We start from the raw sequence: 24,081 nt of genomic DNA, 5'->3' as shown, positions 1-24,081 counted from the left end.
CCATGCGCGGGATCTGTCTTCACGCAATTTCGGATTGCCTAGGGGTAAGGGCCGTGAAGGAATTGAACGACATGGGCGCGACGATTCCACGACATGCCGCGAACGAACGCCGCGCACTGGACCGCGGCGGTTGCGTGCCCGGGTGAGCCGTCGCCGGTCCGATCGCCGCGGACGCTCGCGGCGCCCACGACGACCGGCCCCGATGAAGCTTCTCAGCGTCCCTCGGACCTGATCCCCCACGGCGGCGAGCCCGAGAGCATTCCGCGGCCGGCCCGCCGCTGCCCGAGCCGGAAAGAGAATTCATGCTGTTGTCTGCCCTGCTGGGAGTTGCCGACCCGCCGCAACTCCTTCCCGCGCGTGAGCAGATGGCGTTCACCCTCGGCTTCCACATCATCCTGGTGCCCTTCGGGGTCGCATTCACCTTCATGATGCTGATCTGCCACTACCGGGCGATTCGCCATGACGACCACCAGGCACTGCTCCTGGCACAGCGGTGGTCCAAGGTGGCCGCCGTCCTGTTCGCGGTCGGGGCGGTGTCCGGCACCGTGCTCTCCTTCGAACTGGGACTGCTCTGGCCGGGGCTGATGGGCACGTACGGGGCGGCGTTCGGATTTCCGTTCGCCTATGAAGGGCTGTTCTTCTTCCTCGAAGCAATTTTCGTGGCCATCTACATCTACGGCTGGAAGAGACTTCCGTCGTGGCCGCACTTCTTCACCGGCGTCGCCGTCACGCTGGCGAGCGTCGGCGGAACGGCCTCCGTCATCGCGGCGAACAGCTGGATGAACCAGCCCGCGGGCATCGTGGTGAAGGACGGACGGGTCACGGAGGTGTTCCCTGGAAAGGTGTTCTTCAACGGCGCCTTCTGGTGGGAAATGGTGCACATGCTCCTCGCGTCGTACATCGTCGCGGGATTCATGGTCGCGGGAGTCTATGCGTGGGGCCTGCTGAAAGGACACCGGGACCGCTACCACCGGTTGGGATTCCTCGTGCCGTTCACGGTCGGGGCGATCGCCATGCCGTTGCAGTTCCTGGTCGGGGACACGATCGCCCGGCAGGTCTTCGACCGGGAACCGGCCAAGTTCGCGGCCATCGAGATGGTCCCCAAGACCGGTGACCACATCCCCGAGACCCTGGGCGGCGTCTTCATCGACGGCAAGGTCCGTTACGGCATCCCCCTGCCCGACGTCGCGTCGATCCTCGCGGGTTTCAGCCCGTCCACCACGATCAAGGGTTTCGACGCCATCCCCCCTGCGGTGCGCCCCGACGACGCGGTGGTCAGCGTCGTACACCTCGCCTTCGACGTGATGGTCGGGACCGCCTCCCTGCTCCTCCTGCTGGCCCTGTGGTTCGGCTGGCTGTGGTGGCGGCGGCGCGAGGTGCCGACGAACCGCTGGTTCCTGCGCGGTGCCGCGGTCTCCGGCGTGGTCGCGCTGCTGTCCCTGTGGAGCGGCTGGGTGGTGACCGAGGTGGGCCGGCAGCCGTGGACCGTGGTGGGGCTCCTGCTGACGAGGGACGCGGTCGCCACGCAGGGCAACCTGTGGCCGCTGTTCGCCACGGTCCTCGCCATCTACATCTGCGTCGGCACCGGCGCCCTGCTGGTCCTGCGCGCCATGCACCGGCGCTGGCTGCGCGAGGGCACCGACGCCGTCGTGGTCCCGTACGGTCCCCAGCCGGCGCCGGCGGCGAACGGGCGCACACCGGGAGCTGATGACGTATGAGCACACTGATCGCCGCGGTCCTGTTCGTCGGCGTCATCGCCTACGCCCTGTTCGGCGGGGCGGACTACGGAGCCGGCTTCTGGGACCTGACCGCCGGCGGCCGCGAGCGGGGACGACCCGTCCGGGAGCTGATCAACCTCTCCATCAGCCCGGTGTGGGAAGCCAACCACACCTGGCTGATCTTCTGCCTCGTCACGATCTGGACGGCCTTCCCCCAGGCGTACACCGCCATCACCACCACCCTGTACATCCCGCTGGGCCTGGCCGCGCTGGGCATCGTGGCGCGCGGAGCGAGCTTCGCCTTCCGGCACGCGTTGTCCCACAGCCGGGGGGAGCTGGGCATCAGTGTCGCCTTCGCCTCCTCGTCGATCGTCACCCCTTTCTTCTTCGGCACCATCGCGGGCGGGATCGCCTCCGGCCGAGTCCCCGCGGCGGGCCGCGGCGACCCGATGTCCAGTTGGCTCAATCCGACATCCGTGCTCGGCGGCGTGCTCGCGGTCACCGTCTGCTCCTACCTCGCCGCCGTGTTCCTCACCGGACAGGCCCAGCGCCGGGGGAGCACCTCGCTGGAAAGAGGGTTCCGCCGTCGGGCCGTCGGCGCGGGCGTCGTCACGGGACTGGTGGCCCTCGCGGGCGTGTTCATCCTGGATCTGGACGCCCCGCGGCTGTTCCACCAGTTGAGCACGGTGGGCGCGGCGCTCCTGGCCGTCTCCGGGCTGTGCGGTCTCGCCGCGCTGCTGCTGTTGCGCAAGGGCCGACCGCCCGTCGTGCGCACCCTCGCGGCCCTCGCGATCGCCGCCGTCGTGGCGGGGTGGGGAGTCGCCCAGTACCCCTATCTCCTGGGCACGCACCTGACCATTCATCAAGCGGCGGCCCCGGCGGCCTCCTTGTGGATGCTGTTCGCGGTCTCCTGCGTGGCGGCGATCCTGATCGCGCCCTCCCTCTACCTGCTGTACAGCCTGCAACTGCGACGCAAACTCGGCTGACGACGGAGCACGATCCCACGATGACCACCACTCACCCGGTTCTCAAGTCCGCCGCCTGTGCCGCCCTGCTCGCGCTGGCCGCCGTCGGCTGCTCGGGCGGCGGTGACGGCTCGGGCCGAGCCGAAACACCGCGGCGGACCGCCACGGTGCGGGCTTCCCCGTCCGCCACGGCGCACCCCTTCCGGCAGGTGCCGAGCAGCGCGGAGTGCCGCAGGGTGCTCGGCTCCGCCTGCTACACACCGGACCTGGTCCGCACGGCCTACGGCATCGACCGGCTCAACTCCTTGGGGCTGACCGGCGAGGGCCGCACGGTCGTCGTCTACGAGCAGGTGGTTCCGGACACGCTGAGGCGGGACTTGGAGACCTTCAGCCAGGCGATGAAGCTGCCGAAGCCGGAGCTGACCGTCGACCGCTACGATCCGGCCGGGCGCATCGCCCCGTTCGACCCGAAGAACTCCCAGCTGGCCGTCACCGCCATGGAGACCACCCTGGACGTGCAGATGGTCCACATGGTCGCCCCGGAGGCGAAGATCGTCGTCACGCAGATCGGACTGCCCGCGGCCGTCTACCGTCCCGGACCCTCCCCGTCCGGCACCCCCGAGCCCACCCCGGACGAGGAGGCGGCCCGGCAGGCCGCCGACGGCGCGGCGGTGGGCGCCGGGCTCATCCTCGACGGCATCGCCGACAGTCTGAACAGGCATCACCCGGACGCGATCTCCATCAGCTTCGGCGTCGAGGAGTACACGGCGGCCGGGAACAGCGGCCGGCCCGCCCAGAACCTGGCGCGGTTCAGCGGTGTGCTCGCCCAGATCGTGGCCGGTGGGGTGTCCCTGGTGGCCAGCGCGGGCGACTCCGGTGCCGCCCCGCCCATCGGGCCGCACGGCGAGCGGGTCAAGTCGGTGTCCTGGCCCGCGTCCGACCCCAGCGTCCTCTCCCTGGGCGCCTCCCGGCTCCACCTCGACGACCAGGGCCGGCGGACCGGCCCCGACACCGTCTGGCACGACCAGTACGGCGCGACCGGCGGCGGCCCCTCCCAGACCTTCACCCGCCCCGCCTACCAGGACGGTGTCGAGGACCGCGTCGGCGGCAGGCGCGGCACACCGGACATCTGCATGGACGGTTCGGCCTCCGGCGGCACCCTGATCTACCAGGGTTTCCTGCCGGCGGGCCCGGGTTGGGTGCCGGTCGGTGGCACCAGCGAGGCGGCTCCCATGTTCGCCGCGGTGATCGCGCTGGCCGACCAGAAGGCGGGCCGGCGCCTCGGCGCCGTCCACGGCCCGATGTACGGGTTGCAGAACGACCCCTCCGGAGGCGTCATCGACATCACCGTCGGCAACAACGGCCCGGACGGGTACCAGGCGGTGAAGGGCTACGACATGGCCTCCGGACTCGGCACCATCGACGCCTCGGCTTTCGTGCCGAAACTCGCCGCCACCGCCACCGGATGAAGCCCGCCGAATTGGCTGTGACAATTCTCACGGGCGCCGATAAATGCTCTCGCGCACCGGCGAATCGGACTTCTGCCATTTTGTCATAGCTTTTAACTCTATTGACGCAATCAGGCTGCGGCTGGGATAAACATCGAAGGTCTGCACTGATGCATGTGCAGACCACGCATGTCGTCGGGCCCCTCGGCGGGAGCGGTGGCACCGCGAGGGAACCACGGAAAGACCAGCAAGTCGAGCACAACGAGGTGAAAGCATGCCCATCCCCGTAACCGAGGCTCTGATGGAGCAGGGGCAGGTGGCTGCCGACAAGGTTGACAGTCTTCGCAAGCCCGGTCATTACCTGGTGAGTTCAGCACTGGGCGGCGCTTTCATCGGGGTGGGAGCAGTCCTTCTGCTCAGTGTCGGCGGACCACTGCTCGTCGCGTCGTCACCGCTCACCAAACTCGTCGAGGGCCTGGTGTTCGCCGTGGCCCTGACCCTGGTGGTGTTCGCCGGTGCCGAACTGACGACCAGCAACATGATGACCGGGGTCCAGGGAGCGATCACCCGGCGCTGCACGGTCGGCAACGCGATAGCCCTGATCGTCGGTTCGTTCGTCGGCAACCTCATCGGCTCGGTCCTGTTCGCCTGGATCGTGCACGGCAGCGGCGTCATCGAAGCCGGTGCGACCCCCGGCCACCCCGCCCCTGCCCTCGCGCTGCTGACCAGCCTGATCAAGACGAAGACGGCGGAGTCCGGCGCGGCCCTCTTCTTCCGCGGTGTGCTCTGCAACTTCCTCGTCTGCCTGGCCGTGTGGATGGCCGCCCGGACCAAGTCCGACGGCGCCAAGCTGATGCTGATCTTCTGGGCCATTCTGGCGTTCGTGGCGTCCGGCTTCGAACACGTCGTGGCCAACATGACCTACTTCGCGCTCGGCATGTTCGAGCACGTGCCGGGTGCGACCGCGAGCGCCTTCGCCCAGGACCTCGGCCTGGTCGGGCTGGGCAACCTCGTCGGCGGCTGCCTGCTGGTCGGCGCCGTCTACGGCTACATGGGCCGGCGCCCGTCGAAGGACCCCGCCCGGGACCCCGCCGACCCCGCCGTCATCCCGGAACAGTCGGCCGTCTCCGCCTGAGCCGCGGATTCCGGCCCGCACAGCGGGAGTCAGCCCGGCTGACTCCCGCTTTTCCATGTCCGCGGCCACCTGCCCCGGTCCCCCGCGGAGTCCTAGCGGAAAACGTCCCGCCCGGTGTGTCGATTCCGCCCGGCCCCGTTCGTCGGTGGGGTGTAGGAAGACCCTGAGGACCGGGAGGAACCATGAAATACATGCTGCTGGTCTGCGGCGACGACACCGCGGACGCCTCCGGCACGAAACCCGTCGAGCCGTGGGTGGAGGAGCACGGCGTCCGCGGCGGCGCGCGGCTGTACGGCCACCGGCTGCGGCTTCCCGGCGACGCGGTCACCGTCCGTGTGCGGGACGGCGAGGTGCTGTGCACCGACGGGCCCTTCGCCGAGACGAAGGAGTACGTCGCCGGGTTCGACGTCGTGGACTGCGCGAGCCTCGACGAGGCCGTGCGGATCGCCGCCGAGCACCCCGTGGCGACGATCGGGGCCATGGAGGTGCGCCCGTTCTGGGACGAGGGCGGCGCGGACGCCGAGACGAGCGTCCGACGGCTCGACGCCGAGCTGACCGCGGCCGCCCGCGAGCGTGACCTCGACCGGATGATGGCCTGCTACGACCCGGACGTGCAGGTGTTCCACCTGGCGGGCGGCGAGTCGACGGGCGCCGACGCCCTTCGCACGTCGCTCGGGGACCGGCTCGCGCGGCTGACCGGGCCGGTCCACCGCGAGGTCCTCGACCTGCGGGTACGCCCCGGTGAGGGCAGCGCGTTCAGCCACGCCCTGGTGCGGCTGCGCGCCACCGGCACCGACAACGGGCCGCTGGACCGCCTGGTGCGCGTGACCACCGGCTACCGCGACACCGGCTTCTGCTGGCTGATCACCCACGAACACCTCTCGGCGCCGGAGGCGGGCGCCACGAAGGAGCGGTCATGAAGTACGTGTTCTTCATCTGCACCCCGGTCGGCGGCGAGGAACTCAGCCCCGCCGAGATCGCCGACGACCCCCGCTTCACCGCGTACATCGAAGAGGTGCGCGAACGGGGCGTCGTCAAGGGCGGGGCCCGCCTGCGGCCCGTCACCGACGCCACGACCGTGCGGGTGCGCGGCGACGAGGTGCTGCTCGGCGACGGCCCCTTCGCGGAGTCGAAGGAGTACGTCGCGGGCATCGACATCGTCGAGGTCGCCGACCTCGACGAGGCCATCTCGCTCGCCTCGCGGCACCCGGCCGCGCTGGGCGGCGGCACGGTCGAGGTGCGGCCGGTCTGGGAGTGAACGCCGCGCACGACGTCGAGAAGGCGGTCACCGCCGCCTTCCGCGAGGAATGGGGCCAGGTCGTCGCCACCTTGATCCGGGCGACCGGCGACTGGGACCTCGCCGAGGAATGCGCCCAGGACGCCTTCGCCCAGGCCCTTGAGCGATGGCGGTGCGACGGAGTGCCGCGCCGCCCCGGTGCCTGGCTCACCACGACCGCCCGCAACCGCGCCGTGGACGTGCTGCGCCGGCAGGAGGTGGGCGCCGGGAAACTGCGGGAGGCGGCCTTGCTGACGCGCGACGAGGGACTCTGCGACGACGACGGCGACAGCGGGGTGCGGGACGACCGGCTGCGGCTGATCTTCACCTGCTGCCATCCGGCCCTGCCCATCGAGGCCCGGGTCGCGCTGACCCTGCGCACCCTCGCGGGCCTGACCACCCCGGAGATCGCCCGCGCCTTCCTGGTGCCCGAGGCGACCATGGCACAGCGCCTGGTCCGGGCGAAACGGAAGATCCGCAACGCGGGGATCCCGTACCGGGTGCCGCCCGCGCATCTGCTGCCGGAGCGCACCACGGGCGTGCTCGGCGTGCTCTACCTCCTGTTCAACGAGGGCTACACGGCCACCTCGGGCAGCGGTCTGGTACGGGTGGACCTGTGCGCGGAGGCCCTTCGTCTCACCCGGGTCCTGGCCCGCCTCATGCCCGACGAACCGGAGGCGGCGGGCCTGCTCGCCCTCCTGCTGCTGCACGACGCCCGCCGCGCCACCCGCGTCGACGCGCACGGCGACCTGGTGACCCTGGAGGACCAGGACCGTTCCGGGTGGGACCGCGCGGAGATCGACGAGGGCACCGCCCTGCTGGAGCGGGCCCTGCGCCGCGGACGCCCGGGCCCCTACCAGATCCAGGCGGCCATCGCGGCCTGTCACACCGGCGCGGCCACGGCCGAGGACACCGACTGGGTCGAGATCGCCGCCCTCTACGGCGAACTCCGGCGCCGGGTGCCCTCCGCGGTGGTACGGCTGAACCAGGCGGTCGCGGTGGGCATGGCCGAGGGCCCCGAGGCGGGCCTGGCCCTGGTGGCGGAACTGGCGGACGAGGGCGGACTGGCGGGATACCACCTGCTGCCCGCCACCCGTGCCGACCTGCTGCGCCGCCTGGGCCGCACCACCGAGGCCGCCGCGGCGTACGAGCGGGCACTGGAACTCGTCGAGAACGACGCGGAGCGGAGGTTCCTGGAGCGGCGGCTCGCGGAGTGCGGATCCGGCTGAGGGCCGTACGTCGGCAGGACGACAGCGGACCCGGCGCAGGCCACGGCGGCGCCGACGACCGCCGTGCCGGACCGTCGGCTCGCGCGGCCGTGCCCGAGCAGCCGACCGCCGCCGCGTGCGCCTAGGCTGATCGGATGTTCAGTCCTGAGGGACCCAGCCTGCGCGAACTCGCCGTCCAGGCGCTGTCGTCCGTCGAGCACGGCTACGACCTGCTCGCGCCGAAGTTCGACCACACGCCTTTCCGTACCCCCGACGGCATCCTGGAGTCCGTCGCCGCGGCGCTCGGCAGGCTCGGTCCGGTCGATGACGGGCTGGACCTGTGCTGCGGCACGGGCGCGGGGACGGAGGTGCTGGCGCGGGTGTGCCGGCGGAGCGTCACGGGCGTCGACTTCAGTGCCGGCATGCTCGCCGAGGCCGCCCGGCACGGCTGCCCCGAGGGACCGCGCGTCCACCTGGTGCGCGCCGACGCGCGCGCCCTGCCGTTCGCGTCCGCCTTCGATCTCGTGGTGAGCTTCGGGGCCTTCGGGCACTTCCTGCCGCGCGAACTGCCGGGGCTGTTCCGCCAGGTCCGCGCCGTGCTGCGGCCCGGCGGCCGCTTCGCGTTCCCGGTGCTCGCCCCACCCCGGCCCTCGGGCCCCGGCTTCTGGATGCTGCTCGGCTTCGACGCGGTGATGCGGGTGCGCAACGCCGTGTGGCGGCCGCCGTTCGTCATGTACTACCGGGCCTTCCGGCTCGGCGCGGTGCTCGACGGATTGGGGCGCGCCGGCTTCGGCACGGAACTGCACGCCCTGCCCGAGTTCGGCCGGCGCGCCGACGGCAGCCCCCGCGCCCGCCTGGTCGTGGCGCGGCGGCTGCCCTGACCGGCGGCCTAACCGACGGCCGGGGCCGTGTTCCCCCGTAACCCGCCGCGAGGTGAGCTGACACCCCGTGCGCGGCCGTCCCGCCCGCGGTCGCCCGGCACGCCGTCGTCCGTGCCCACCGCGGGCAGGGTGAATTCGTAGACGAGGGTGTCCTGGTGGGCGTCCACCACGAGATCGGTGATCTCCAGCGGGCGGGCGTACTGGTCGTGCACGTGCCGTGTCACCCGCACCGAGGAAGCGTCCGCGACCTGGCTGATGGCGTCGCGGTGGTGCAGGGCCAGACCCGCCTTGCGCATCCAGTCGTAGGCGCGCCGCAGCTGCGCGGTCGCGGCGGCCCCGGCCCGGGCCCGGTAGCGCCCCAGCTCCGCGACCTCGGCCAGGGCCACCGCGGAGAACGAGGTCACCGCGCTGCGCAGGGTGCGGCCGTCCGGCGCCGCGGACTCGTAGCGGTGCACCAGGGTCGGCCGGTGCGGGGCGATCCCCAGGGCGGCGGCGTGGTCCGGTGGGGGAGTCTCCCAGGTCACGGTGGCCCTCTCGACCATGTGCGGGTCGGCCGCCCGCACGCCCAGTGGGAAGGCCAGAAACACGCCGGCCTGCACGGGACGGCCGTGCAGGCCGGCGTGGCTGCCCCGCCGGTCGGTGCTGACCAGCCCGTCCCGCCGCAGCACCTCCAGGGCCTGCCGGACGGTCTCCCGGCTGACCCCGAAGTGCTCGGCCAGCCGCCGTTCGCCCGGCAGCCGCTCGCCCGGCGGTACGGTCCCGTCGCGCAGCTCGCCGAGCAGCTCTGCCGCGACCCGCCAGTACAGGGGCGTGACGGGGCCGTCGGTCCGGGGGTGGTCGTGCGGGGTGGTGCGGGCCATGCCGCGCCTCCTGTTGGTCACAAGACGTAGCCACTCGGGCTCATTGCGTGACAAGATCTAGCATTGGTCTAAACCAACAGGGAAGGCCGGTCCGCCGGAACGACCGAAACCCAACCGCCCCCACGGCCGGCGCCGCACTCGGGATTCCGCCGGTCTCCCGGTGCGACCGGCCCCGCGCACACGACGGTGGGACGGGCCCTCAGAGGCGCGGGCGCAGCCAGCGCACCTTCGTCTCGTCCTGGTACGGCCCGCCCCCCTCGTGGTCGTTGAAGTCGTACACCTTGATCGCCTTGTCGTCGTGCGCCCAGGCGTTGTACGCGGCGAACACCGTGGACGGCGGACAGGTCTGGTCCTCCAGCGCCGTCGAGAACAGGGCGGGCGCCCGGCCGCGGGCCGCGAAGTGGACGCCGTCGAAGTACGACAGCGTGCGCAGCACGTCCTCGGTGTTGCCGCGGTGCGTCTTCAGGTAGAGGCCGATCTCCCGGTACGGGTGGCGGTCCGTGAGCTTCGTCGCCCGCGGGAAGTCGCACAGGAACGGCACGTCAGGGGCGACGGCCACCAGGTCGGGGACCAGTCCGCCGACGGCGAGCGCGATGCCGCCGCCCTGGCTGCCGCCCGTCGCCACGGTCCGGGTCGCGTCGGTCAGCGGGTGCGACCTGGCCGCCTCGACCGCGCGCACCGCGTCCGTGAACACCCGCCGGTAGTAGTAGTTCTCGGGTGCGTCCACACCCCGCGTCATGTACCCGGGGTACGCGGGCGCGGCGCCCACGGGGTCGGCGGTGCCGCCTCCGCCACCGGAGGCGCTGCCCTGCCCACGGGTGTCCATCACGAAGTGCGCGCGGCCCGTCGACGCCCACAGCAGATGCTCGTAGGGCAGCCCGCGCCCGCCGCCGTAACCGATGAACTGCACCACCAGCGGCAGCGGCTCCTCGGCGCCGGCGGGCAGGGTCAGCCAGCCCTTGACCGGGTGTCCGCCGAATCCGGCGAACGTCACGTCGTGGACCCGGACCGTGGACAGGCCCGTGTCCACCGGTTCGAAGCGCGCGTCCAGGTCGTACTCCTGCGCTTCCTGGAGCGTCTTGGACCAGAAGGCGTCGAAGTCCTCGGGCTCCGTGGACGCGCTGCGGTAGTCGCGGAGTTCGTCGAGCGGAAGGTCGAACAAAGCCATCAGCAGTCGCCTTTGTGAAGAGTGCGTGCGGATGATCACACCGTACGTGGACGGTCGGAGCGTTCGCCAGAGGCGCAACCCTTTCCGCGGTGCCGAGACCGCGGGGTGGGCGACCCTGGTCAGAGAACAGGAAGCGCTTGCCCAGGTGGCTGTGTCAAGGGCTCGGTGGCAGACGGCGGGGACGGGCCGACCGGGTCGACCGGGCCCGCATCCGGTCGGACACCCCCACCATCCCCGTGCCGAACAGGCTCCGCGCCCTCAGGATGTGGCGGCCCGCCACGCCGCTCACCGGGCCGTGCGGGTCGGGGGCGGTCCGGGTCGGCCCGACGGGCCGGTCGGTCCGGTTCAGGCCGCCCCGGAGGTCCAGTCCGGGCCGGTACGGGCCCACTCCCGCTCCCACTCCAGCAGTCGGCGGCGCATCGCGATCCGGCGTGCCGCACCGTGGCCGAGGACGACGAGCAGGGCCGCTCCGCCCGTCGCGCACCCGCCGACGGTCACGGTGTGCTGCCACACGGCCACGTCGTCCGGAGGCGCGCCCACACCGTGCCCCCGGGCATCGATCCAGACGTCCACCACGTCTCCGGCGCGGGTGCCCGCCGGGACGCGCGCCTCGGCCGTGTGCTCGCCGGTGGCGGCCTCCGTCCAGCGCACCGTGGCCCGCCGGGGACGCTCCTGGCCGTCCGCCGCGGGAAGCGGCCGGGACGGGTTCCCGGTCACCTTCGCGCGCACGTGATGCCGCTCGGCCCGTTGCACGGCCGCGACGGTCGCGGCCTGGCGGTGGGCCCACAGGCCCGCCCACACCCCGGCCAGCGGCGCGCCCGTGAACAGCAGCAGCGCGACGCTCACCGCAGACCACGCCGCCACGGCGTCCGAGCGGCGCCGCAGCGGATTGCCGCGCCGAAGCCCGCCGCGCACCGGGATCCGCATGTCAGACCTCCTGGCCGCCCGGGGCCGGAGGGCCGGACGGCGTCCTGCCGTCGCTCCGGTCGGCGTTCAGGGGCGACGGCCGCCACCACACCGCGCGCCGCGCACGCGGGGATGCGTCCGTACCGCTGTCGTACCCGGGTCGGTGCGGCTGCGTCAGCGTGCGGGCACCGGCGACGGACGCGACCGTCGCACGGGAGCCCGCGGCGGCGCTCCGCACCCGGGGACGCGCCCCCCGTACCGGCTCCCCGGAACCCGACCCGAACGACCCGGAGGAGCCGGCCCGAGGGCGCCCGGCGGCCCGGTGACACCCCGGATGACGCTGCATCGTTCGACCGTACGTCGTGCTCCGCGGCTCCCCCCGGTGCGGCCCGGCGCCCCGAGCATTGCGGCCGTATGAACTCGGCGCCGGACCGGGAATAGCCGCCGGGTGCTCCGCCTTGCCGCTGGGTGTTGGCACTGGTGCGCCGGTGACAGTGCAAGGAGAGCGAGGAAGCAGATGCCCAAGGCATACGTGTTCACCCGGTACGGGGGTCCCGAGACGGAGGCGCTGGCCGACGTCGCCCGGCCGGGGCCCGGCGCCGGTCAGGTCCTGGTCGCGGTCCGTGCCGCGGGGGTGAATCCCGTCGACTGGAAGCTGCGGAACGGCCTGCGGCGCCCCGGCTCCGGTGAGCGCACGTTCCCGTCGGTCTTCGGCAGCGAGGTCTCCGGTGTCGTCGAGGAGGTCGGCGACGGCGTGACCGGAATCTCCGTCGGGGACGAGGTCTTCGGCAACACCGTCGACGGTGGATACGCCGAGTACGCCCTGCTGTCCACCGCGGTGACCGCCCACAAGCCCGCCGCGCTGTCCTTCGCCGACGCGGCGACCCTGCCGGTCGCGGCGGCCACCGCCTACGACGGCCTCCACCAACTCGACCTGCCCGCCGGCGCGACCCTGCTGGTCACCGGCGCGGGCGGCGGTGTCGGCGCGTCGGCCCTGCAGATCGCCCGGTCCCTCGGGCTGCGCGTGGTGGGCGTGGCGAGCGCGAGCAAGAAGGACTTCATCGAGTCCCTCGGCGCCGTGCACGTGCCCTCCGGGCCGGGCCTGGCCGACCGGGTCGGGGCCGCGGCACCCGACGGGGTCGACGCCGTCTACGACCTGGTCGGCGGCGACGTGCTGACCGAGGTGGCCGCCCTGCCCGCCGACCCCGCCGAAGTGATCACCGCGGCCGCGCTGCCCGAGGCGCTCGCCCGGCGCGGCGCCTCCCGGGTGGCGAGGGCCCGCACCGCGGCCGTGCTCGACGCGGTGGCCCACCTCGTGGTGACCGGCGCGCTCGACCCCCATGTCACCCGCACCTTCCCGCTGGAGCAGGCCGGAGCCGCGCTGCGGGCCGTCGAGGAGGGCCACACCCAGGGCAAGATCGTGATCGAGGTCGCCCGGTGAGCGAATCCAGCCACCGGACCGGCGTGCCCGCCGGGACCGAGCACGTCCTCGACAATCCCGCCCTGACCTCGCTGACCGGCCCGCACGCCTTCTTCGCCGAGCGCCGCGGCCGGGTGCTGCGCTATCCCGTCGACGTGTCCCCGTGGATCGGGATGCCCGACGAGCCCGATGCCGGCGACTGGGCGGACCTCGCGGCGCTCGCCGGGCCGGGCGCCGAGGTCCCGCTGCCCGGCTTCCGGGGAGAGGTACCGCCGGGCTGGGAGGTGGTCTTCCGGATCGAGGGCGTGCAGTTCGTCGACGACGGCCTTGCCGCCGCGCCGGACCCGGAGGCGGTCCGCCTCGGCCCCGCCGACGTCCCCGAGATGCTCGATCTGGTCGGCCGCACCAAGCCGGGCCCGTTCCTGCCGCGCACCGTCGAACTCGGCACGTACCTGGGCATCCGGCGCGACGGAGCCCTGGTCGCCATGGCGGGGGAGCGGCTGCACCCGCCGGGCTGGACCGAGATCAGCGCGGTCTGCACCGACCCGGCCGTCCGCGGCCAGGGCCTGGCGACCCGGCTGATCCTCGCCGTGGCGCACGGCATCCGGGACCGGGGCGAGACGCCGTTCCTGCACACGAGCGAGGACAACACCAACGCCATCCGGCTCTACGAGTCGCTCGGCTTCCGACTCCGGCGCAGGACGCAGTTCCTCGCGGTCCGGGCACCGCAGCGCCTCGCGGACGGGCGGACCGCCGTACCGGTCTGACCGGGACCGGTCAGTCAGTGGCGACGGGGCCGGGCCCGGCCCCGTTGTAGCGCTTCAGGAAGTCGGCGAACCGTGTCAGGTCCTCCTCGGGCCAGTCCGCGAGCCGCTCCTGGACGGCGGTACGGCGGCTCCGGGTGACCTGGGCGAGTATCTCCTGGCCGCTCCCGGTCAGGTGCAGCACCTGGACCCGATGGTCCTGCGGGTCCGGGCGCCGCTCGATGAGCCCGGCCCGCTGAAGGGCGGCCACCTGGCGGCTGACCGTGGACTTGTCCAGGGCGTAGTGCGCCGCCAGGTCCGTGGCCCGGCAGCCGCCGCTCTCCTCCAGGTGGCCGAGCAGGGTGAACGACACCAGGGACAGCTCGGGGTGCATCCGGCCGGCCAGAGTCCGGGCCCGGCGGGCGAAGACCGTCATCTCGTACTGGATGGTCTCGATCGCCGTCTGCGCTGCCGTCACGGAAATGCCTCCTTCGAGCGTCCAATCCTCCGGTCCTCCTTGGTTGCACGATACAACTCGGCTCGCCCGCGGTCCGGGCGCCGGCCCGCGGGCGAGCGGCCCTGCGGGGCGCGGTGCGGACCGGGCCGGGCGGGCGTCCGGGGACCGGGGAACGGGGCCCTCCGACGCAAGGGGAGGACGGGGCTGCGGGACTGCGGCGGCGCCTGGACGCAGCCAGGGCCGGGAGGAGACCGGGGCCCCGGGACGGCCGGAGTCTTGTGGGAGACCGAAGCCGCCGTCGGTGTCAGGCCGTTGGGGTAGGGTGGCCGTCCGGCTGTGGAACGTCCCGGCCGTGTGCCGTCGAGGAGGTGAGACCCATTACCGCTGTGTCAGGTCGGGTGCTCACCCCGCACCGCGGCGTCCATCGCCGGTAGCCGGTGCCCGGGGGGAGCGTCCTTCGGCCCCAGGTCACCGAAAGGCTCTCGGCTTCCATGCCCCTGCTCACCCCTTCCACCGTCGTCGCCGCGCTGCGCGCCGCCGGTTGTGTCTTCGCCGAGGACGAGGCGGAACTGATCCTCGCCACCGCCCGCACACCGGACGAGGCCGCCGCGATGGTGGACCGGCGCGCCGCCGGACTGCCCCTCGAACAGGTCCTCGGCTGGGCCGAGTTCCACGGACTGCGGATCGCCGTCGAACCCGGCGTCTTCGTGCCCCGCCGCCGTACCGAATTCCTGGTCGACCAGGCCCTCGCCCGCCGTCCGGGCGCCGGGGTCGTCGTGGACCTGTGCTGCGGTTCGGGCGCCGTCGGTGCCGCCCTGGCCGCCGCGCTGGGACGGGTCGAACTGCACGCCGCCGACGTGGACCCGGCCGCCGTGCGCTGCGCCCGGCGCAACATAGCCGGCCACGGCGGGCACGCCCACGTGGGCGACCTGTTCGAGGCGCTGCCCCCGACCCTCCGGGGCCGCGTCGACATCCTCGCGGCGAACGTGCCGTACGTCCCCAGCGGCGAGGTCGGTCTGCTTCCCGCTGAGGCCCGTGACCACGAGCCGCTGCTCGCCCTCGACGGCGGCGCGGACGGCCTCGACGTGCTGCGGCGCGTCGCCATCGCCGCACCGCACTGGCTCGCCCCGGGCGGCTGCCTGCTGGTGGAGACGAGCGAGCAGCAGGCGGGCCCGGCCGTCGAGACCCTGGCCGGGGCCGGCCTGACCGCGACCCTGGCGGTCTGCGACGAGCGGTACGCGCATGTGGTGATCGGGGTCAGGGAGTAGCCACCACGGCTGCGGAACCGGACGGCCGGAGGTGTCTTTCAGACGCCGCCGGCCGTACGCCGTTCCGGGCCGCGCCCCGTCCCGAGCCGTACGCCGCCCCGGGCCGCCGCGCTCCCTCCCGGCGTGACGGGGGATCACGCGGCCCCGGCGTCCCGGGCCCGCGCGATGAGCAGCGCCACGTCGTCGTGGTTGTCGGGGTGGTGGAGCGTTCGCAGCAGCAGGTCGCAGACGTCCTCCAACGGGCGGTCCGGGCCGTCCAGGAGGGCCAGCAGGGCGTCCAGGCGCTCGTCCAGCGAGTGACTGCGGGTCTCCACCAGTCCGTCGGTGTAGAAGACCAGCCGGTCGCCGGGGGCGAAGCCGACGGTGGTGGTGGAGAAGGAGACGCCGCCCACGCCCAGCGGCACCCCCGTGGGCAGCGTCAGCAGTTCCGGAGTGCGCCCGGCGCGGATCCGGGCCGGGGGCAGATGCCCGGCATTGGCGATCCGGCACTGGCCCAGCCGGGGGTCGTGGACGGCGTAGACGCAGGTCGCGATGGAGTGGTCGAGACCTGAGGCGATCTTGTCGAGGTGCTGGAGGAGCACCGCCGGATCGAGGTCGAGCGAGGCGAGGGTGGCTGTGGCGGTGCGCAGCCGGCCCATGGTGGCCGCCGCCTCGATGCCGCTGCCCATCACGTCGCCCACGACGAGCGCCGTCTTGCCGCCCTCCAGCGGGATGACGTCGAACCAGTCACCGCCGACCTCGGTGGTGGCGCCCGCCGGCTGGTAGCGGGAGGCGACCTCAAGACCGGTCGTCACGGGCGGCCGGCCCGGCAGCAGGCTGCGTTGCAGGGTGAGGGCCGTGTCACGGGCGTTCTGGTACCAGCGGGCGTTGTCGATCTGCACGGCCGCGCGGCCTGCCAGCTCCCGGGCCAGCAGCACGTCGTCCTCGTCGAAGGGCCGCGGATTGCGGGTGCGCTTGAGGTCGAGGGCGCCCAGCACCTCGCCGCGCGCGATCAGCGGCACCGCCAGATAGGAGTGCACGCCCGCCTGCCGCAGGAACTCGGCCGCCTCGGGCGAACGGGCGATGCGGTCCAGGTCCGCGTCCGTCACCCGCGGCACGACGACCGGGCTCGCGGTGCGTACGCATCTGGCGATCAGCCGGTCGGGGTCGTAGCTGACCCGTCGGCCGGGCAGGTCGGCGGCCCGGACCGCGTCCGCGTCCGCCGCCTGCACCGCCCGGACCGCGACCGGCCGGATCAACGCGGGCCCGGCGGGCCCGAACGTGCTGCGGCGGCCGTCCACCACGGCGTCGAGCAGATCCACGACAGCCACGTCGGCCAGCTCCGGCACGGCGACGTCGGCCAGTTCGTGGGCGGTGCGGTCCAGATCCAGGGTGGTGCCGATGCGGGCGGACGCGTCCGCGACGATGGCCAGCCGCCGTCGCGCGGCCTCGGCCTCGACTCCGGCCCGGTACTGCTCGGTGATGTCCACGATCGACGTCGCGACGCCGAGCACCCGGCCCATGGCGTCCTCCAGCCGGTACAGCGACACCGACCAGGCGTGGTCCGCGTCCGGGTCCGCCGGGGTCCGGCCGACGGTGGGGCGGTCGATCAGCGGCCGGCCGGTCTCCAGCACCCGGTGGGTCGCCTCCTCCAGGGTGTCGGCGTCCAGCCGCGGCAGCACCTCGCGGGGGGTCCGTCCGACGTGCTCCTCGGCGGAGAGGCCGTTCATCCGCTCCAGCGTCGGATTGACCGAGACGTACCGCATTTCGGTGTCCAGTACGGCCAGCCCGATCGGGGACTGGGTGACCATCCGCTCCGACAGGGCGACGTCCTGTTCGAGACGGCGCACCGTCGACCGGTCGGCCGCGAGTCCCAGCGCGAACACGTCACCCCGGTCGTCCATCAGCCGCATGTTGCGGAACTCCACCAGCCGCGTGCTGCCGTCCTTGATCCGGATGGGGAACGCCCCGGCCCAGCTCTGGCCGGTCGCCATCACATCGGCGAACAGTTTGCCGACCAGCTCGATGTGCTCGTCGTGCACCATCAGACGGGCCGCGTACTCGCCCAGGGCCTCCTGCGCCGAGTAGCCGAACAACTCCTCCGCCTGGGGGCTCCACAGCACGATGCGGCCCTTGTCGTCCAGTACGACCGAGGCCACATTGAGCACGTCGAGCAGCCCGCTCGGCCGTACCGGACCTTCGCCCTCGGCCACGGGAGCCTCGGCTGTACTCATCGCACGCACCGCCTTCGACCGTCCCTGCGGCACGCCGTCCCCTCGTGCCGGCACCCCATGTCCTCCCGCGCCCACACCCGACTCTCCGACGCCGCCGTCCGTTACCTCCACCATCCCTCACCATCGGGCCGGGCGTCCGGCGAAACAGCCATCCACCGGTCGTCAACCGGTGGACACCGGCCCGAAAGCGGGCGGTAGTCGGCAGTTCACCAGGCATCAGTTCGCCGTGGGCCGGTCCGGTCGAACCTTCGTTCGCATTCGCACTGCACCGGCAGCTGTCGGCCGCCGGCCCCGCCCGCGGTCTGCCGTCTTCCGCCGCGGTCCGCCGTCCTTCACCGCGGTTCGACGGTAGTCGCCGCCCACCGCCGGTCCGTGTGTTCACCCTCAAGTTCCTCTATTGGTCTGTACATGCTCAGCGGATGCGGGCCAGACTGTCCGCCGGAACTCGCAACCCGCCCCCCACCACCGAGGAGTCGGCCCCCATGCCCGCGTCCGCCCGGCAACGTTGTCACGCAGTCCTGACCGGACTCGTCACCCTCGCCACCGCCGTCGTCGTGTCCGTGTCCGCAGCACCGCCCGCCTCCGCCGCCGACACCTGGACCGAGGTCGGCTCCGACCGCGCCGACCCGCTCACCGAGAGCCAGGGCCTGACCTCGGTCGAGGTCCCGGCCGGCAGCCCCAACCACTACACCGGCGTCGGCACCATCCCCGTGGACCTCGCCGTCCGCGGCTGGAACCACGTCGGCGACCCCGACGCCTCCTACGACGGTCACTACATCGAGCCCTACCAGGCGGACTCGGGCAACGCCAAGATGTTCCGCGTCCAGGCGCCGGGCGGTGCCTGGACCGAGTACGTGCACACCCTCAGCGCCGGGGAGGCGCTGAACAACTCCTGGGTCGCGATCTCGCCGGACGGGCAGTGGATGCTGTCGGGTGAGTACGGCACGATGAACCGGCTCCTGGTCTTCCCGACCCCGGGCGTCAATCCGAGCACATCGCCCTCCGCGAACCTGCCGCAGGCCGCCACCGTCAACCTGGACCACGCCGTGCGCGACGTCCAGGGCTGCGACTTCTCCGGCCCCACGACCCTGCTGTGCTCCTCCGACGATCCGGAAGGCAGCCTGTTCGGCATCACCAAGCCGCTCCTGCAGATCGACCTGTCCGCCCAGCCGAACGGCACGGCGGACGTGTCCGGTCACGTCACGGCGCTGCGCCAACTCCCGCTGCGCAGCGGCTGTTCCGGCACCTTCGAGGCCGAGGGCATCGACTACGACCGGCGCACCGGCACCCTGCGCGTGATCGTCGTCTCGCCCGGCTTCTGTGTGCTCACGGACAGCAAGACGTACCGGTTCACACGGAGCTGACCCGGCGCTCCCGGGTGGCGCCCGCGCCCGGTAGTGCTCCGCGGCGGGCGGTGCTTTGCTGAGGTGGGACGGGGTTGCCGCGAGGCACCCCCGTGCCGCCGCAGCGCGGCCACGAGAGGAGCGATCATGAAGAACATGGAGCGGTCGCACCCGGAATCCGTCTCGGTGGAGATCAGCGGGTGCTCCAAGGAGGACGCCCGGGTCGTCTTCGACGCCCTGCGGGCCTGCTTCACGTGCGACCGGGGCGCGGACGAGGTGCCGCAGCAGCTCCACGAGACGCGTCCCATGGTCTGGCTGGGCACCTACGACGTCGCGGACGCCCATGCGGTGCCCGCCCCGCCCGCCCTGCGCGGGACGGGCGTCGTCGCGGACGTCCAGGGCGGCTACTGGGCCGTGGACCGGTTCCGCGCCACCCTGGACTCCCTGTTCCGCGTGCAGGAGACCTGCACGGCCTCCGGCGACCAGGAGCGGGACCTGCATCTGCGGCTGGAGAGCCGCTGACCGTCCCGTCCGTTCCGTCCTTCCCCAGGGGGCCGTCTCCGTAGGGTCCGGGTGCGCGGCGGAACGGGACTCGTCGTCACCGGTGGCACCGCACCGCGCCCGACGAGGAGGGCCGGCCGTGGGCGGCGCCGGGCTCACAACCCGTGGGGACGGGTGCGGCGCCGGAGGTACCAGGCCGTGGCGATGACCCCGCTGCCCACCAGGGCCGCGCCGGCGCCGAGGGTGAGCGGCCCGTAGTCGCGCACGGTGCCGCCCAGGCCGCCCAGGACCCCCCGCTGCGGGACGGCCGGGGGCGGGACCGCCGGGGCCGCGGGCACCGCCGGAGCCGCCGGGGCCTTTCCGGTCTGCGGGACCTTCGGGGCGGAGACCACGACCGACTGGGAGCCGGCGGACGTGCCGTTCGAGCACACGACGACGACCGTGTACGTCCCGGCGGCGACGTTCGACCAGGCCGCGGACTGACCGGCGGTCGTACCCGAGAGCGGCGTCTGGCGTCCCTCGGCGAAGTTCCGCTGGTCGCCGGTGAGCAGGGAGGCGCTGCCCCAGTTGCCGTTGATCTGGGTGCAGGCGCTGGTGGTGACCGAGACGGTGGATCCGTTGGTGCCGGCCGAGATGCCCGAGGCCGCCGTGGACGGCCCGGCGAGGCATATCGGCAGCGCCGCGGCGAACGCCAGGATCGGCCCGGAGCGGATGAGGAGTCGAGTAGTGCGCATTGGGCTGCCCTCCGGCGGCACGGGTGGCGGAACGTCCCATGCGCCGCCGGGGGTCGGGAAACGTCCGTGCTGCCTCACCGGAATCCCATGCGGAGTCGGGCCCTGCCGCATCCGGACGGCCCCCGTCCGGGTGGCGGTGTCCTCCGTTCCGGGCAATGCCGTGCGTGGCGGCTTCCCCGCGGCCTACGGGGTGGCGCCGGACCCCGCGCCGGTCGTCACGGACCGCTCCGCCGAGTACCCGCCCCAGGTGCCGTCCGACAGCCGGGCCCGGATCCGCACCCGGTGGTCGGCGCCGGCCTCCCGGCCGACGTAGAAGCTGTACGTCGCGCGGCCCTTCGGCGGGGTGCCGCCCCACACCAGCGAGGTGGGCTGCCCCCGGTCGAGCTGGATCTGGTACTCCGTGACCACACCGTCGTCGGCCGGCGGGTCCCAGGACAGGTCGAGGTAGTACGCGCCGTCGGTGAGACGGCTCGTCACGCGGAAGCCGGTGGGCGCGGTGGCCCTGCCGTCGTCGGTGCCCGGCGTGGTGAGGCGGACGGCGCTGCTCGCGGGCGAGAGGTTGTCCGCGGCGTCCCGGGCCCGGACGGTGAACGTGTACCGGGTGCCCGGCCGCAGCCCGCCGACCACCGTCGCGGTCTGGTTGCCGCCGACGCTGTGGATCTTCGCCGTTCCCTGGTAGACGTCGTACGACACGACGGCCCGGTCGTCCTTCGCCGCGTCCCAGGACAGCTGGACCGCCCGGCTGCCGACGGCCCGGCCCGTCGGTTCGGCCGGACGGGAGGGCGCCGAGCGGTCCGCCGCGACGGCGGCCGGGGTCTTCGCCCGCACCTGTCGGCTGTCCGCGCTGAGCCGCCCCTCGGTGTCCCGCGCCCGCACGGTGAAGGCGTACGTGGTGGACGGCCTGAGCCTGGTGACGTCCACCATGCGTTCGGAACCCGGCACTTCGGCGACTCTCGTGGAGTCGCGGTAGACCTCGTAGGAGTCGATGCCCGGTTCGCTCGGCACCGCGTTCCACATGACGTGCACGCTGGTGGCGCTGCCTGCCTCCGCGGTGACGCCCGTCGGCGCGCCGGGCGGCCGCTCACCCCCGTTGTCGGAGGACGAGCCCCAGCCGCAGGCCGAGACCAGCGCCAGGGCCGCCAGGGCCAGCACGTGGGGTACGGAAACGCGTCGCACGGCTGTGCCTCCCCGGGGACGGTCACGGCAATGGTCCGGACCAATATGGCCGACCGGTGCGATCACAGCAAGGGGGCCGTGTTGGTGACCACCCGCGAAAGTTACGTATGCTGAGGTTCCTCACGGCCGAACTCTCCTGCGGTGCCGGGGAGTTCGCGCCTGTGGCGCGGAACGCTGTCGTCGCTGATCCCGCGCCGTGCGCGGGTGGTCGGGGTGGCCTGGGCCGGCACGGCCCAGGCCCCCGGCCCCTGTCGGAGGCCGGATGCGGGCGCCCTGTCCACGACGGCCGTGCCGGTCCGGGCCCCGCGGCCCCTGGTTCCGGCGGCCCTCGAACCTTCCGGTGCTCGGACCTTCCGGTGCTCAGACCTTCCGGTACGAGTACGCCTCGACGGCGGCCGCCTCCACCGCCGCCAGGTCCGCGCCCGCCGCCGCGGTGACGACCGCCGCCACCGCGCCCTCCACGAAGGGCGCGTCCACCAGACGCGTGCCGTCCGGCAGTTCGTCGCCCTCCGCGAGCAGGGCCTTCACGGTCAGCACCGCGCTGCCCAGATCGGTGAGGACCGCCACTCCGGCGCCTCGGTCGACGGCGGCAGCGGCGGCGGCGATCAGTTCGGCGCTGGTGCCCAGACCGCCGTCCTCCGTGCCGCCCGCCGGCGCGACGGACACCCCTTCCGCACCGCCCGCCAGGCCCTTCGCCAACTCGGCGACCGAGGCAGCCACCTCGGCGCTGTGCGACACCAGGACGATGCCGACCCGCTGGCCGTCAGTCATCTGCGGCCTCCTCCAGCGCGGCGACGAGCAGGGCCGACGAGGTGGCCCCCGGGTCCTGGTGGCCGATGCTGCGTTCGCCGAGATAGCTCGCCCGGCCCTTGCGGGCCTGCAACGGCGTGGTCGCCACGGCGCCCTCCTCGGCGGCTGCCCGCGCCGCCGCGAAGCCGTCACCGAGCGCGTCCACGGCCGGCAGCAGAGCGTCGATCATGGTCTTGTCGCCCGGCGCGGCTCCGCCGAGCGCCATCACCCCCTCGACGCCCGCCCGCAACGCCTCGGCGAACTGCGCCGGCGCGACCTCGGCGGCGTCACCGAGCGCCTTGCCGGTACGGCGCAGCAGGGTCCCGTACAGCGGGCCGGACGCGCCGCCCACCGTGGAGACGAGCCGGCGTCCCGCCAGCGTCAGCACGGCACCGGGCGTGTCGGGCGCCTCCTTCTCCAGTGCGGCCGTCACCGCGTGGAAACCGCGCTGCATGTTGGCGCCGTGGTCGGCGTCCCCGATGGCCGAGTCGAGAGCGGTGAGCCGTTCCGCCTCGCGGTCGACGGACGCGGCGGTCACGGTCATCCAGCGGTGGAAGAAATCGGCGTCGAGCACAAGATCTCCTTGCGTGGTAGGTACGTTGGTCGGTGCGTCCGCCGGGTCACATCCCCCAGCGCAGGGCCGGCGTCCGCACCGGCGCGTCCCACAGGCGCAGCAGGTCCTCGTCGACCTGGCACAGGGTGACCGAGGCGCCCGCCATGTCCAGGGAGGTGACGTAGTCGCCGACCAGGGTGCGGGCCACGACCACGCCCCGCTCGCCGAGCACCCGCTGCACCTCGGCGTTGAAGCCGTACAGCTCCAGCAGCGGGGTCGCGCCCATGCCGTTGACCAGGACCAGGACCGGGCTGCGCGGGGTCATGTCGTCCAGGATCGCGTTCACCGCGAAGTCGGCGATCTCACCGGACGTCATCATCGGCCGCCGCTCACGGCCCGGCTCGCCGTGGATGCCGATGCCCAACTCCAGATCGCCGGGCGGCAGATCGAAGGTGGGGCTGCCCTTGGCGGGCGTGGTGACCGCGCTGAGCGCGACGCCGAAGCTGCGGGAGTTCTCATTGACCTGTCGGCCGATGGACTCGACCCGCTCCAGCGGCTGTCCCTCGGCGGCCGCGGCGCCCGCGATCTTCTCCACGAACAGGGTCGCGCCGGTGCCGCGCCGCCCCGCCGTGTAGAGGCTGTCGCTGACCGCGACGTCGTCGTCGACCAGCACCTTCGCGATCTGGATGCCCTCGTCCTCGGCCAGTTCGGCCGCCATGTCGAAGTTGAGGACGTCGCCCGTGTAGTTCTTCACGACGAACAGCACACCGGCGCCGCTGTCCACGGCCGCCGCGGCGCGTGCCATCTGGTCGGGCACCGGTGAGGTGAACACCTCACCCGGGCAGGCGGCCGACAGCATCCCGGGCCCCACGAAGCCGCCGTGCAGCGGCTCGTGCCCGGAGCCGCCGCCGGAGACGAGCGCGACCTGTCCCGCCACCGGTGCGTCCCGCCGTACGATCACCCGGTTCTCCACATCCACGGTCAGCTCGGGATGGGCCGCCGCCATCCCGCGCAGCGCGTCCGCCACCACGGACTCCGGGACGTTGATGAGCATCCTCATGGGCGTCTCCTACGTAGCTCGGCAGGCATGCTTCCATACCTGCGTCTTAGCTGGTCAGCTTATATATGAGCGGTTGTCGACGGTGGCGGTCCAGGGTGATGGGAACGGTCTTGGGGGGTACGGCGCCGACTGGATGCCGACTTTCTGACGGAGGTTCAGGTGTATCGGGTGGACGTGTGCGGCGACGCTGAAGTGCGCTATCGGCAGTATCGGCCTTGTGGCAGCGAAGGTCACGTGCGGCGATCGCTCGGGTGAACGA

General features: G+C 73.0%; 23 protein-coding genes. 13 read left to right on the top strand and 10 right to left on the bottom strand.

Annotated features, from left to right (window positions below):
• Positions 1–302 precede the first annotated feature (302 nt).
• From ACFC09_RS22830 to ACFC09_RS22795, 8 genes are all read left to right on the top strand, one after another.
• Positions 303–1,718, top strand: a complete 1,416-nt coding sequence (locus ACFC09_RS22830) for a cytochrome ubiquinol oxidase subunit I (RefSeq protein ID WP_376531242.1) — start codon at positions 303–305, stop codon at positions 1,716–1,718.
• Complete coding sequence (locus tag ACFC09_RS22825; protein ID WP_376531239.1) at positions 1,715–2,704, top strand: cytochrome d ubiquinol oxidase subunit II; 990 nt, start codon at positions 1,715–1,717, stop codon at positions 2,702–2,704. The genes ACFC09_RS22830 and ACFC09_RS22825 overlap by 4 nt, the downstream gene beginning before the upstream one ends.
• A gap of 20 nt (positions 2,705–2,724) precedes the next feature.
• Positions 2,725–4,152, top strand: coding sequence for a S8 family serine peptidase (locus ACFC09_RS22820; protein ID WP_376531237.1), 1,428 nt, complete (start codon positions 2,725–2,727; stop codon positions 4,150–4,152).
• 253 nt (positions 4,153–4,405) lie between these two features.
• On the top strand, positions 4,406–5,266 hold the full coding sequence (locus ACFC09_RS22815) for a formate/nitrite transporter family protein (protein ID WP_376531235.1): 861 nt from the start codon (positions 4,406–4,408) through the stop codon (positions 5,264–5,266).
• Between the two features lie 182 nt (positions 5,267–5,448).
• On the top strand, positions 5,449–6,186 hold the full coding sequence (locus ACFC09_RS22810) for a nuclear transport factor 2 family protein (protein WP_376531233.1): 738 nt from the start codon (positions 5,449–5,451) through the stop codon (positions 6,184–6,186).
• Positions 6,183–6,524, top strand: a complete 342-nt coding sequence (locus tag ACFC09_RS22805) for a YciI family protein (RefSeq protein ID WP_376531230.1) — start codon at positions 6,183–6,185, stop codon at positions 6,522–6,524. The genes ACFC09_RS22810 and ACFC09_RS22805 overlap by 4 nt, the downstream gene beginning before the upstream one ends.
• Entirely contained in the window at positions 6,521–7,771 is a 1,251-nt protein-coding gene (locus ACFC09_RS22800) for an RNA polymerase sigma factor (protein WP_376531228.1), read from the top strand. Before ACFC09_RS22805 ends, ACFC09_RS22800 begins: the two co-directional genes overlap by 4 nt.
• Before the next feature lie 134 nt (positions 7,772–7,905).
• Positions 7,906–8,631: a class I SAM-dependent methyltransferase gene (locus ACFC09_RS22795; RefSeq protein WP_376531226.1), complete on the top strand. Its 726-nt coding sequence runs from the start codon at positions 7,906–7,908 to the stop codon at positions 8,629–8,631.
• Positions 8,632–8,639: 8 nt separating this feature from the next.
• Here ACFC09_RS22795 and ACFC09_RS22790 read toward each other — a convergent pair whose 3' ends face one another.
• The 3 genes from ACFC09_RS22790 to ACFC09_RS22780 all read right to left on the bottom strand — a co-directional run bounded on the left by ACFC09_RS22790 (position 8,640) and on the right by ACFC09_RS22780 (position 11,586).
• Complete coding sequence (locus ACFC09_RS22790; RefSeq protein ID WP_376531223.1) at positions 8,640–9,491, bottom strand: GntR family transcriptional regulator; 852 nt, start codon at positions 9,489–9,491, stop codon at positions 8,640–8,642.
• Between the two features lie 199 nt (positions 9,492–9,690).
• Complete coding sequence (locus tag ACFC09_RS22785) at positions 9,691–10,659, bottom strand: acetylxylan esterase (protein ID WP_376531221.1); 969 nt, start codon at positions 10,657–10,659, stop codon at positions 9,691–9,693.
• A 345-nt stretch (positions 10,660–11,004) separates the two neighbouring features.
• Positions 11,005–11,586 (bottom strand): hypothetical protein, encoded by a 582-nt coding sequence (locus tag ACFC09_RS22780; protein ID WP_376531219.1) that lies wholly within the window; start codon positions 11,584–11,586, stop codon positions 11,005–11,007.
• A gap of 496 nt (positions 11,587–12,082) precedes the next feature.
• On the opposite strand from ACFC09_RS22780, the gene ACFC09_RS22775 reads away from it, so the two are divergent.
• Both ACFC09_RS22775 and ACFC09_RS22770 read left to right on the top strand, forming a co-directional pair.
• The gene (locus ACFC09_RS22775; protein ID WP_376531217.1) at positions 12,083–13,006 is read left to right on the top strand and encodes an NADP-dependent oxidoreductase; all 924 of its coding nucleotides are present in this window, start codon (positions 12,083–12,085) and stop codon (positions 13,004–13,006) included.
• Complete coding sequence (locus ACFC09_RS22770; protein ID WP_376531215.1) at positions 13,003–13,752, top strand: GNAT family N-acetyltransferase; 750 nt, start codon at positions 13,003–13,005, stop codon at positions 13,750–13,752. Before ACFC09_RS22775 ends, ACFC09_RS22770 begins: the two co-directional genes overlap by 4 nt.
• A 10-nt stretch (positions 13,753–13,762) precedes the next feature.
• Here the strand turns inward: ACFC09_RS22770 and ACFC09_RS22765 are convergent, their stop codons facing one another.
• Positions 13,763–14,164: a MarR family winged helix-turn-helix transcriptional regulator gene (locus tag ACFC09_RS22765; protein ID WP_376531457.1), complete on the bottom strand. Its 402-nt coding sequence runs from the start codon at positions 14,162–14,164 to the stop codon at positions 13,763–13,765.
• A gap of 512 nt (positions 14,165–14,676) precedes the next feature.
• Here ACFC09_RS22765 and ACFC09_RS22760 point away from each other — a divergent pair.
• Positions 14,677–15,453, top strand: a complete 777-nt coding sequence (locus tag ACFC09_RS22760; protein ID WP_376531213.1) for a putative protein N(5)-glutamine methyltransferase — start codon at positions 14,677–14,679, stop codon at positions 15,451–15,453.
• 134 nt (positions 15,454–15,587) lie between these two features.
• Here the strand turns inward: ACFC09_RS22760 and ACFC09_RS22755 are convergent, their stop codons facing one another.
• A complete protein-coding gene (locus tag ACFC09_RS22755; protein WP_376531211.1) occupies positions 15,588–17,666 on the bottom strand; it encodes a SpoIIE family protein phosphatase in 2,079 nt (692 codons plus the stop codon).
• Positions 17,667–18,148: 482 nt separating this feature from the next.
• On the opposite strand from ACFC09_RS22755, the gene ACFC09_RS22750 reads away from it, so the two are divergent.
• Positions 18,149–19,030 (top strand): hypothetical protein, encoded by an 882-nt coding sequence (locus ACFC09_RS22750; protein WP_376531210.1) that lies wholly within the window; start codon positions 18,149–18,151, stop codon positions 19,028–19,030.
• 126 nt (positions 19,031–19,156) lie between these two features.
• Positions 19,157–19,531 (top strand): hypothetical protein, encoded by a 375-nt coding sequence (locus tag ACFC09_RS22745; RefSeq protein WP_376531209.1) that lies wholly within the window; start codon positions 19,157–19,159, stop codon positions 19,529–19,531.
• Between the two features lie 134 nt (positions 19,532–19,665).
• Here ACFC09_RS22745 and ACFC09_RS22740 read toward each other — a convergent pair whose 3' ends face one another.
• The 5 genes from ACFC09_RS22740 to dhaK form a co-directional block, all read right to left on the bottom strand.
• Positions 19,666–20,244, bottom strand: a complete 579-nt coding sequence (locus ACFC09_RS22740) for a hypothetical protein (protein WP_376531207.1) — start codon at positions 20,242–20,244, stop codon at positions 19,666–19,668.
• A 183-nt stretch (positions 20,245–20,427) separates the two neighbouring features.
• On the bottom strand, positions 20,428–21,420 hold the full coding sequence (locus ACFC09_RS22735; RefSeq protein ID WP_376531205.1) for a fibronectin type III domain-containing protein: 993 nt from the start codon (positions 21,418–21,420) through the stop codon (positions 20,428–20,430).
• Between the two features lie 360 nt (positions 21,421–21,780).
• Entirely contained in the window at positions 21,781–22,191 is a 411-nt protein-coding gene (locus tag ACFC09_RS22730) for a PTS-dependent dihydroxyacetone kinase phosphotransferase subunit DhaM (protein WP_376531203.1), read from the bottom strand.
• Entirely contained in the window at positions 22,184–22,783 is a 600-nt protein-coding gene (dhaL, locus tag ACFC09_RS22725) for a dihydroxyacetone kinase subunit DhaL (RefSeq protein ID WP_376531201.1), read from the bottom strand. The genes ACFC09_RS22730 and dhaL overlap by 8 nt, the downstream gene beginning before the upstream one ends.
• 46 nt (positions 22,784–22,829) lie before the next feature.
• A complete protein-coding gene (dhaK, locus tag ACFC09_RS22720) occupies positions 22,830–23,822 on the bottom strand; it encodes a dihydroxyacetone kinase subunit DhaK (protein ID WP_376531198.1) in 993 nt (330 codons plus the stop codon).
• Positions 23,823–24,081 lie beyond the last annotated feature (259 nt).

The sequence above is a fragment of the Streptomyces sp. NPDC056161 genome, assembly GCF_042268025.1.
Taxonomy (GTDB): domain Bacteria; phylum Actinomycetota; class Actinomycetes; order Streptomycetales; family Streptomycetaceae; genus Streptomyces.
This window is presented reverse-complemented; position numbering and strand designations above follow the sequence as displayed.

Coding starts and splice junctions, on each gene's coding strand:
- ACFC09_RS22780 (WP_376531219.1), bottom strand. CDS start 11,586: ATGCGGATCCCGGTGCGCGGCGGGCTTCGGCGCGGCAATCCGCTGCGG.
- ACFC09_RS22790 (WP_376531223.1), bottom strand. CDS start 9,491: ATGGCCCGCACCACCCCGCACGACCACCCCCGGACCGACGGCCCCGTC.
- ACFC09_RS22795 (WP_376531226.1), top strand. CDS start 7,906: ATGTTCAGTCCTGAGGGACCCAGCCTGCGCGAACTCGCCGTCCAGGCG.
- ACFC09_RS22775 (WP_376531217.1), top strand. CDS start 12,083: ATGCCCAAGGCATACGTGTTCACCCGGTACGGGGGTCCCGAGACGGAG.
- ACFC09_RS22745 (WP_376531209.1), top strand. CDS start 19,157: ATGAAGAACATGGAGCGGTCGCACCCGGAATCCGTCTCGGTGGAGATC.
- ACFC09_RS22785 (WP_376531221.1), bottom strand. CDS start 10,659: ATGGCTTTGTTCGACCTTCCGCTCGACGAACTCCGCGACTACCGCAGC.
- ACFC09_RS22825 (WP_376531239.1), top strand. CDS start 1,715: ATGAGCACACTGATCGCCGCGGTCCTGTTCGTCGGCGTCATCGCCTAC.
- dhaK (WP_376531198.1), bottom strand. CDS start 23,822: ATGAGGATGCTCATCAACGTCCCGGAGTCCGTGGTGGCGGACGCGCTG.
- ACFC09_RS22810 (WP_376531233.1), top strand. CDS start 5,449: ATGAAATACATGCTGCTGGTCTGCGGCGACGACACCGCGGACGCCTCC.
- ACFC09_RS22815 (WP_376531235.1), top strand. CDS start 4,406: ATGCCCATCCCCGTAACCGAGGCTCTGATGGAGCAGGGGCAGGTGGCT.
- ACFC09_RS22765 (WP_376531457.1), bottom strand. CDS start 14,164: ATGACGGTCTTCGCCCGCCGGGCCCGGACTCTGGCCGGCCGGATGCAC.
- ACFC09_RS22750 (WP_376531210.1), top strand. CDS start 18,149: ATGCCCGCGTCCGCCCGGCAACGTTGTCACGCAGTCCTGACCGGACTC.
- ACFC09_RS22760 (WP_376531213.1), top strand. CDS start 14,677: ATGCCCCTGCTCACCCCTTCCACCGTCGTCGCCGCGCTGCGCGCCGCC.
- ACFC09_RS22740 (WP_376531207.1), bottom strand. CDS start 20,244: ATGCGCACTACTCGACTCCTCATCCGCTCCGGGCCGATCCTGGCGTTC.
- ACFC09_RS22805 (WP_376531230.1), top strand. CDS start 6,183: ATGAAGTACGTGTTCTTCATCTGCACCCCGGTCGGCGGCGAGGAACTC.
- ACFC09_RS22820 (WP_376531237.1), top strand. CDS start 2,725: ATGACCACCACTCACCCGGTTCTCAAGTCCGCCGCCTGTGCCGCCCTG.
- ACFC09_RS22830 (WP_376531242.1), top strand. CDS start 303: ATGCTGTTGTCTGCCCTGCTGGGAGTTGCCGACCCGCCGCAACTCCTT.
- ACFC09_RS22755 (WP_376531211.1), bottom strand. CDS start 17,666: ATGAGTACAGCCGAGGCTCCCGTGGCCGAGGGCGAAGGTCCGGTACGG.
- ACFC09_RS22730 (WP_376531203.1), bottom strand. CDS start 22,191: ATGACTGACGGCCAGCGGGTCGGCATCGTCCTGGTGTCGCACAGCGCC.